At 66.6% G+C, this 7,929-nt stretch carries 8 protein-coding genes and 1 pseudogene; 3 read left to right on the top strand and 6 right to left on the bottom strand.

The features are described from left to right. Window positions 1-234: 234 nt before the first annotated feature. A pseudogene (locus tag H5395_RS17140) lies at window positions 235-1,107 on the bottom strand (calcium-binding protein); the annotation flags it as partial. Between the two features lie 416 nt (window positions 1,108-1,523). Between H5395_RS17140 and H5395_RS17135 the strand changes: the two are divergent. Together H5395_RS17135 and H5395_RS17130 are read left to right on the top strand one after the other, a co-directional pair. After that, window positions 1,524-1,679, top strand: a complete 156-nt coding sequence (locus H5395_RS17135; RefSeq protein WP_182793743.1) for a hypothetical protein — start codon at window positions 1,524-1,526, stop codon at window positions 1,677-1,679. A 59-nt stretch (window positions 1,680-1,738) separates the two neighbouring features. Further along, entirely contained in the window at window positions 1,739-2,554 is an 816-nt protein-coding gene (locus tag H5395_RS17130) for a DUF6635 family protein (RefSeq protein WP_182793742.1), read from the top strand. Window positions 2,555-2,750: 196 nt separating this feature from the next. On the opposite strand, the gene H5395_RS17125 is transcribed toward H5395_RS17130, so the two are convergent. After that, window positions 2,751-2,975, bottom strand: coding sequence for a transposase (locus H5395_RS17125; protein WP_182793741.1), 225 nt, complete (start codon window positions 2,973-2,975; stop codon window positions 2,751-2,753). Between the two features lie 255 nt (window positions 2,976-3,230). Between H5395_RS17125 and H5395_RS17120 the strand changes: the two genes are divergently transcribed. After that, a complete protein-coding gene (locus tag H5395_RS17120; protein ID WP_182793740.1) occupies window positions 3,231-3,401 on the top strand; it encodes a hypothetical protein in 171 nt (56 codons plus the stop codon). Window positions 3,402-3,447: 46 nt separating this feature from the next. Here the strand turns inward: H5395_RS17120 and H5395_RS17115 are convergent, their stop codons facing one another. The 4 genes from H5395_RS17115 to H5395_RS17100 form a co-directional block, all read right to left on the bottom strand. Continuing rightward, window positions 3,448-4,494 carry a lipocalin-like domain-containing protein gene (locus H5395_RS17115; protein WP_182793739.1) on the bottom strand — a complete coding sequence of 349 codons (1,047 nt, stop codon included), beginning with the start codon at window positions 4,492-4,494 and terminating at the stop codon, window positions 3,448-3,450. Next, entirely contained in the window at window positions 4,484-6,832 is a 2,349-nt protein-coding gene (locus tag H5395_RS17110; protein WP_182793745.1) for an ABC transporter permease, read from the bottom strand. Before H5395_RS17110 ends, H5395_RS17115 begins: the two co-directional genes overlap by 11 nt. Window positions 6,833-6,900: 68 nt before the next feature. Continuing rightward, window positions 6,901-7,575: an ABC transporter ATP-binding protein gene (locus H5395_RS17105; RefSeq protein WP_182793738.1), complete on the bottom strand. Its 675-nt coding sequence runs from the start codon at window positions 7,573-7,575 to the stop codon at window positions 6,901-6,903. Window positions 7,576-7,691: 116 nt separating this feature from the next. Continuing rightward, the coding region (locus tag H5395_RS17100; RefSeq protein ID WP_182793737.1) for an ATP-binding domain-containing protein at window positions 7,692-7,929 on the bottom strand (238 nt) is incomplete at its 5' end.

Genomic DNA, 7,929 nt, shown 5'->3' with positions numbered 1-7,929 from the left:
GCAATGGCTCTGGACTTACAACAACGACCGCCCGAACATGGGCATCGGCGGCATCACACCCGCCCAGAAACTGAAAATGGCCGCATGAGTTCTACGAATGGACCCCGTTAGAAATGGGAGGATTACCCCGTCACCGAGCACGGAATCCGCGCCCGATCCTGCGATGATCGTGTCATTGCCTCCCGCCAGATTGCCGGTGCCGAGGTTGTGGCCCGGTGCCGCGCTCAACTCTCCGTCTCCACGGATCGTGTCATTGCCCGATCCGGCATCGAGAAGGTCGTTGCCTCCTTCGATCACGACCCCTCCGCCATTGGCCCAGCCGTCACCCACCATGAGGTCGTTGCCGCTGCCGCCCCGGATCCTGTCATCTCCGCCAATGAGCTTCGCGAAGGATCTGAAGGTCCCGATCCCGCCATCGCCATAAAGGACATCGTCGCCTGCGCCGCCATGCAGGCTGTCCCTGCCTCCCGTCATCTCTCCGTCGCCGAAACTGCCCGCAGAGATGATGCCGTCCCCATAGAGAGTGTCCTGGCCCTTGCCGCCGTCCAGGAGGTCGCTGCCGCCGGTCCTGTAGCCGCTGGTGGAAATAGTCCCCGAGGCGATACCGTCTCCATAGAGGAGGTCATTGCCGTCCCAAGCAAACAGGCTGTCGGCACCGCCAATCATCCAGGCGCGCTCGCTGACAGGGCCTGCCATTGCATGGCCGTCTCCAAAAAGCACGTCATTGCCAGAGCCAGCATGAAGGATGTCACGAACGCTGCGGATACCCGAACTGCGTGCATATTCCCGGGTGCCGGTGGTTCCATCGCCGTAGAGCGTGTCCTCTCCGGCACCACCATGCAGGAGGTCATTGCCGCCGTTGATCGTTGCTACGGCGCTGTATCCGCCCCCCATGACGCGGCCGTCGCCCCAAAGCATGTCGTTGCCCTGCCCGCCGTGCAGGGCATCTGTGGCGCCACGCAGATCGGCCTTCTCGCCATCGTCCCTGCTGACGTCCCCGTCACCCAGCAGACTGTCGGCGCCGCCGAGACCGAGAATGAGGTCGCGGCCCGGCGACCCCACCAGATAGTCGGCCAAGTTCGAGCCTTTTTTGTGATTTATGGCCATGCTGGTAACCCATTTACCTCTTGAGAAGCGAATGCCGTCGAGGATCAACGGATAAAGGAATGATGGCACAGGACAGCTCGGTTACAAAATCCGATAAAAGATAATTCAATGCTTAAAACGCTCGCGGAGTGTTCGCAGAATGAATTTGTAATCGCCTACAAGGTGCGGATGCCTTCTTTTCAGTTATTATCCGTACCTTGCCTCTGATGATGTGGCTGCCCCTGAAATGTTCATTGTAAAAAATCTAGATTATTGTTCTTCAGATCATTGCGTCATTATTTCAACTCACGCCTAAATCTTCTGCGCCTACGCCGCTGCGCCGCCTGCAGCTGACTGACGGCCTGCAGTCTTGCAATGTCCTGTTCGACCTCCGTCACCACCATGCCGCTGTTGGTCCCCGCGACCATGCAAAGGTCATGTCGAGCGTCTACGACCTTACCAACCAGCCGCCGTGGTCGGCTGCAACAGCATCAAAACCGATCAGCAAGCAGAGCGACCAGCTTGAACCAGCCGTGAACCTGTCTGGGATCGAGGAAGTGCTCGCTCGCTTCCCTGTAACCGCACGCCTTTGATCCCCTGCCGGATGGACATACATAATTGACGGGCCAGCCTGATGAGGTCGCACGCGTCCATGCAGCACAACTCGACTGACAAGCCGCGGGACGCGGAGATTCGCCGGTTCGTACGCGCCACATACGGCGTGAAGGGAACGTTGACCCTGCACCGGGCAGCCCTGCCTTGGGACATGGTGCGGGCGCCTGTCAACGTGATGCTGTCGCCCATGTTCCTGCTGATCAAACTGAGCGCTCGGCTCGCGGATCTTTGTCGCTTGCGATGGCTTGGGCGATGGCTGGCGACGCGAAGGATATTCCTGACCTCGGATCTGTCGCGCCAGTTGGAATCCAATCTGAGGGGCTTCTTCGCTCAACTCGACCAGAGAGGGATTTCGCCGGCTGCCTCGGACGATGAAATCGATGCCGCAATCTCCAGCTATGCCGAGACGCGTAACGCGGTTGCCGAGATCACGACCTCGCTGATCGTGGTGCTTGCCGGGTTGCTCATCTTCCATCGCGTCACCCCCGGGGTCATCTCTCTAGCGGGACCGGTGGCGCATCTGAGGGCACAGGCGCAGGCCATCGAGGATTTCGCCTTGGGCAGCTGGATCGGGCGGATGTGGTACGGGGCGTTCCCGACCGAACTTTCCACGGCCGAGCTTTTCTTCGCTGGTCTGTTTCTGACCGGAGCCGCCTCGCTTGTGACCACTTTTGCGGGCTTGCTGGCCGATCCGATTCAGCTTTGGACAGGCATCCATCGCCGGCGACTGAGCCGCATGTTGGAACGGCTCGACCGCAAGCATGCGCCACCCGCGTTGGAACGGGAGCATCTCCTTGCCCGCGCCGGCGATCTTGGCGATGTCGCGGCGTGGCTGTGGCGCAGCTGGCGATAAGGAGCAGGCGGAAACGCCGGTGGAGCCGCTGAAAGTTGGTGATGGAAATTTGTAGGAACGTCTGATGAACTGAACCGGCTGCGCCGAGTTGGCTCCCTGACAGTGAGACCGCCTGCGCGACTTCACAGTTCTGACTGATTTCCGGGCTTTCACGCCGCCATGGCGGAATTTTTTTGATTCTTGGACAGCCTCGTCCTTATGCCTTCAGCCTCCTTCGCAACAGAAACAGGTTGCCGAGCGCGAACAGCGTCAAAGGTTGGATGCGGTTCTTGGCGAGGCTGCGGTAGTGGGTCTTCACGTGGCCGAACTGGCGCTTGATCACTCGAGACGGGCGCTCGACCTTGGCCCGCACCATGGCGAGGAGGCGGTTGATCCGTTCGTCAAGGGGATGCAGCTTGCCGTCTTTCAAGGCCTTGCGCATTATACCCCAGACCCTGCCTGGCGCCTTGAACGCAGCCTCGGGATGGCGCTGACATAGCCTTTGTCAGCCCAGACCGACGTCTCCTCGCCGTGCAGCAGTCCGTCCCAGACCTGGCTGTCGTGGAGCCTGGCAGTCGAGATTGTGGGTCACAACCAGTGGAACGCGCAAGAGTTCGCAACTCGAAAGTTGGATTTGGACCTGACCCGCAGATCACCGTACCGGCCAGCGGCTTCTGAAGATGCCGCATGAAATGCCTTGCAGAAGACCGCACGCGATCACACGCTCAAGAAGGAAAAAGGCTTCTTGCACTGGGGACAGCAATCACAGAAGAAGCGCGTCTCCGCTGCTGGTTCCATCATGAGGCACTTCAGCCTGGCGGCCCTGATTTTGGACAGATTCATTCTGGGCACCGCCATGCTTCTGTAGCGCCGAGCCGGAGGACGCCAGTTGCCGGCATACTGCCTTGGGACTGTCACTCCGGGGGATATCCTGTCATTTCCAGGTAGCCGCGCCCGGTGACGGTGCCGCCGACCCTGACTGGGCCTTCCCAATAGGGTACCGAGGTTGTCATGCGGCTCTGCGGATTGACCGCCTCGACCACCAGCGCCAGCTCCTCGCCGGGCAGGTCCACGGACCAGGACACCGGCGGCGTCCCCCGGCCGGGGCGCAGGGCGATGTCATTGCCACCTAATGTCCGCACGCGGCCATCCGCCTCGATCAGGCTGCCGAAGAGGTATGGCTCGGCCCCCCGGACGCGGGCCACCATCAGCTTGCGGCCATCGTCGAGATGGAAGGCGAACCAGTCCCAGCCGCTCTGACTGCGGTCGAGGGGCTGCGAGGACCACTCGCGGTCCAGCCATGCAAGGCCGGTGACCTCCACATTGCCCTCGGGCAGCATCAGGCTACCCGTCACGCGATAGAAGGGCTGGCTGTAATAGTGGCTCGCCTGCCCGCCCGGCCCCTTGACCGAATAGCCGCCCTGCCCGTGCAGGACGAGCGGGCCGTCCGCCACGGCTTCCAGCGCATAGGCGAAGTCGCTGCCCCGCGCCTTGATCGTCAGCCGGTCGATGCCTCCGGCGCCCTCGGGCGCGCGCATGGACCAGTCGTCGATCCAGGCCGCGAAGGGCTGGGCGGTCACGCCCGCCTGGCCGATGCCGCCGCGGCCGAAGCGCTCGGCGAGGTGATGGCTGTCCGGCATAGTCACGGCGGCATGGGCCATCCAGACCTGCGGGACCGACCAGCCCTTGCCGGTCCCGTCGGGCGACAGGGCCGAGCGGAACAGCGTCCATTGCGCCCCGTAGTCGCGACCGTCCGCGTCGCGCAGGTTGGCAGTCAGGTACCACCATTCGATGCGGAAATCCTCATGCGCGCCGTGGTCCTGCGGAAAGGCAAGTTCGCGGGTGGGATCGGGCAGGGCAAAGCCCTCGACATTGATTCCGAGGCCGGCGAAGCCCTGCTCCTGCCCCCAGGCGGGCAGGGTGCCGAGGATCAGCAGGATGAGCCATCGGCTAGCGTTCATCGGCGAAGACCCTCAAGAGTTGCGCGGGCGTGATGCGGGCCAGGCGCAGCGCCGGCAGCGCGCCCGCCGCAAGTGCTGTCGCCAGCGCCGCGAGGCCGAGGCGCGCGATCAGCTCGGGCGACAGGCGCATCGGCAACTGCCAGCCGAAGGCCTCGACGTTGATGACGGCCAGAAGCATCCAGGCGAGACCCAGGCCCACCGGCACCGCATAGACCGCCGTCGCCGCCGCCAGCGCCAGCGTCCGCGCCAGTTCCAGCCGCGCCAGCCGCCGCCGCGTCAAGCCTGCGGCCCAGACCGGGGCCAGCTGCGGCAGCCGCATCGAGGCCAGAGTCAGCAGCCCTGTCAGCAGCGCGATCCCCGCCACGCCCAGAGTCAGGACGTTCAGGGCGGCGGTGACGGCAAAGGTCCGCTCGAAGATCCGCAGCGACACTGCCTTGACCTGCCGCTGGTCGGTCACGGCGCTGTCGGGCAGGTCGAAGCGTTCCCGCAGCGCCTCGGCCAGCGCCGCCGCGCGCTCCGGGGCCACACGAACCGCCTGGTTGAGGCGCGGCGCATCGGGGAAGCGGCGCATGAAGCTGCCCTGCCCGAGGATCGCCTGCGGGCTGGGGTTGCCGTAATCGGAATAAACTCCCGCCACCGGCAGCGCGCCGCCGGGCAGGTCGAGGCTGTCGCCCAAGGCGAGGCCCGCGCGCCGGTAAAGCTGTTCGTTCACCAGCACCGCCGTCCCTCGGGCCACCTCGTCCCAGGCGCCCGGTCGCGCGCGCAGGATCGGCCAGTGCTGGCGATAGGTCGCGTGATCGACGACGCCGAAGACGCGGCCGGGCTGGCCCCGCAGTGGGACTTCCATGCTCCAGATCGGCAGGATGGCGTCCACCTGCGGGGCCAGCCAGTCGCGGATGGCGGCGGCCTCGGGCTCGTTGCGGGCGTTGACGTAAAGCTCGGCCACGAGGCGCTGGTCCAGCCAGCCGGTGAAGGTGCTGCGGAAGCTGCCGACCATCGTGCCCACGCCGATGTTCGCGGCCAGCGCCAGCATCAGCGCCATCAGGGCCAGCGACAGCCCGCCGAGCTGCTGGCGCGTGTCGGCGACGAACCATTGCGCCAGCACGCCGCGGGTGCGTCCCGAAAGCCAGCGCAGCGCCGCGTCCAGCACCACCGGCAGCAGCAGCGCCGCCGCCAGAAGCCCGCAGGCCAGCGCGGCAAAGCCCCCGACCAGCCCGCCCCAAGCGAGGCAGAGCGGCAGCGCCAGCACCAGCGCTCCCACCGCCACCATCTGCCGCCGCAACCCGCGCGCCGCGGCCAAGGCCCAAGGCCGGGCCTGCCCCGCCGCCAGCAGCGGCATCCGCGCAGTCCGCAGCAACCCGCGCGCGCCTGCCAAGCCGGCGCCGGCCAGCGCCATGCCCAAGCCCGACAGCATCCATCCGGGTCGCAGGGCGAGCGCACCGGACACCTCGGCCCCGTAGAGCCCCGACAGCGTCGCCGCCACCCCCGGCATCAGCGCCGCCGCCACGGCCCATCCCAACAGGATGCCCGCAAGCCCCGCGACCAGGGCCAGGATCGCCAACTCCGCCGCCATCACCCCCAGCACCTCGGCCAGCGGCACCCCGAGCGCGCGCAATGTGCGGACCACCTGGCGGCGCTGCTCGAAGGCCAGGCCCACGGCGGATTGGGTGATGAACAGGCCCACGATGAAGGACAAGAGCGCAAAGGCCGTGAGGTTGAGATGGAAGCTCGCCGTCAGTGCCGCCGGATCGGCGCGGTCCTGCGGCGACTTTAGCAGCAGATGCGGCGCGATCTTTTCCAGCGGCGGCAGCCCTTGGGGCTGGTCCGGCGCGACGACCAGCGCCGAAAGCCGGTCGCCAAGCCCGAGCAGCCGTTGCGCGATCCCCACATCCACCACCAGCGTGTCCGGCGGCAGGCCTTCACGCTGCGCGACGGTCAGGCCGCCGAGGTCGGCGCCCTCCAGTTCCCGAATGGTCGCCTCATCCGCATAGCCAAGGCCCGGCGGGGTGATGAAACCCAGCAGGTCGCCCGCCCCGATCTCTGCGCCCTGGGCCGGCCCGAGCGCCACCCGCGTCGCCGGCTCGATCCCCAGCACAGCGACGCGGCCCTCGCCCGCACGCAGCCTCCCCTCGACTAGCGGCGAGACGATCCAGCCCGCGCGCCGCAGCGCCACATGGTCGGCGGTCGTCAGGACCGTGCCCGGTCCCGGCTCCAGCCGGTCCAGTGCGCCGGTGCCGAACTGGTCGGCAGCCTCGGCATAGCTCGCCCGCGCCTCGGCGTTCACCGCCTGCACGCCCGACCACAGCGCCGTCGCCAGCATGATGCCCGCCAGCAGCATGGCAAGCTGCAACGGCCGCCGGCGCCAGTGCGACAGCAGCGCCAAGAGCACGAGGCGCGCCCGCCCGATCACGCGAGGCGTCCGACGCTGAGATGGACACGGCGGTCGCACAATCCCGCCAGCCGCAGCGAATGGGTGACCAGCACCAGCGTCGTGCCCTGCCCGCGGACCAGCGACAGCATCAGTGCGGCCACCGCATCGCCGGTCGCCTCGTCCAGATTGCCGGTCGGCTCGTCCGCCAGCACCAGCGGCGGCTGCCCGGCCAGCGCCCGCCCGATCGCAACCCGCTGCTGCTGCCCGCCCGACAGCTGTTCCGGGTAGCGCCCCATCAGGCCCGACAGCCCCAGCGCCTCGGCCAGCGCGGTCACGCGCGCCGGATCGTGACGTTTTGCCAGGCGAGCCTGAAAGGCCAGGTTCGCGGCGACCGTCAAGGACGGGATCAGGTTGAACTGCTGGAAAACCATCCCGACCCGGTCCCGACGCAGCGCCGCGCGGGCGCGGTCGTCAGCCGCGCGCAGGTCGGTCCCCAAGACCGTCAGCGCACCCCCATCCGCCACGTCGAGCCCGGCAATCAGGTGCAGCAGCGTGCTCTTGCCGCTGCCCGACTCGCCTGTCACAGCGAGGCTTTCGCCCAGGCGCAACGCCAGATCGACCCCGTTGAGGACCGCCACCGGCCCGCCCACGGAGGGAAATGCCTTGACGATCCCCCGGGCGCTGACGACTTCGGCATTCCCGCTGCTCATCCCGGCTCCGCTGAATCCAGCCTGCCGACAATATGAACAGCACCTTGCGCGTTACCACAACCGGCCATCGCCTGGTTGCCGTGGATGGTATTGTGCGTCTGAGGCGAACCCGGACCCTACGCCGCGGCGAGCCATTCAGCGAACTTCGTCCAGCGCCGCCGTCCCGCGACATTTCTCACGGCAATGGCGATGGCCTTCCTCTGGCCCACCAGCACGACCAGCTTCCTGCCGCGGGTGACGCCGGTATAAAGCAGGTTGCGCTGCAGCATGGCGTAGTGCTGGGTCATCACCGGGATCACCACCGCCGGATATTCCGACCCCTGCGCCTTGTGGATCGTGGCCGCACAGGCCGGC

This window comes from Paracoccus sp. MC1854, assembly GCF_014164635.1.
Classification (GTDB): Bacteria; Pseudomonadota; Alphaproteobacteria; order Rhodobacterales; family Rhodobacteraceae; genus Paracoccus.
The sequence above is the reverse complement of the archived record's forward strand: the minus strand, read 5'-3'. Positions and strand labels throughout refer to the sequence as shown.

Coding starts and splice junctions, on each gene's coding strand:
- H5395_RS17115 (WP_182793739.1), bottom strand. CDS start 4,494: ATGAACGCTAGCCGATGGCTCATCCTGCTGATCCTCGGCACCCTGCCC.
- H5395_RS17110 (WP_182793745.1), bottom strand. CDS start 6,832: ATGCTGCTGGCGGGCATCATGCTGGCGACGGCGCTGTGGTCGGGCGTG.
- H5395_RS17105 (WP_182793738.1), bottom strand. CDS start 7,575: ATGAGCAGCGGGAATGCCGAAGTCGTCAGCGCCCGGGGGATCGTCAAG.
- H5395_RS17135 (WP_182793743.1), top strand. CDS start 1,524: ATGTCGAGCGTCTACGACCTTACCAACCAGCCGCCGTGGTCGGCTGCA.
- H5395_RS17125 (WP_182793741.1), bottom strand. CDS start 2,975: ATGCGCAAGGCCTTGAAAGACGGCAAGCTGCATCCCCTTGACGAACGG.
- H5395_RS17130 (WP_182793742.1), top strand. CDS start 1,739: ATGCAGCACAACTCGACTGACAAGCCGCGGGACGCGGAGATTCGCCGG.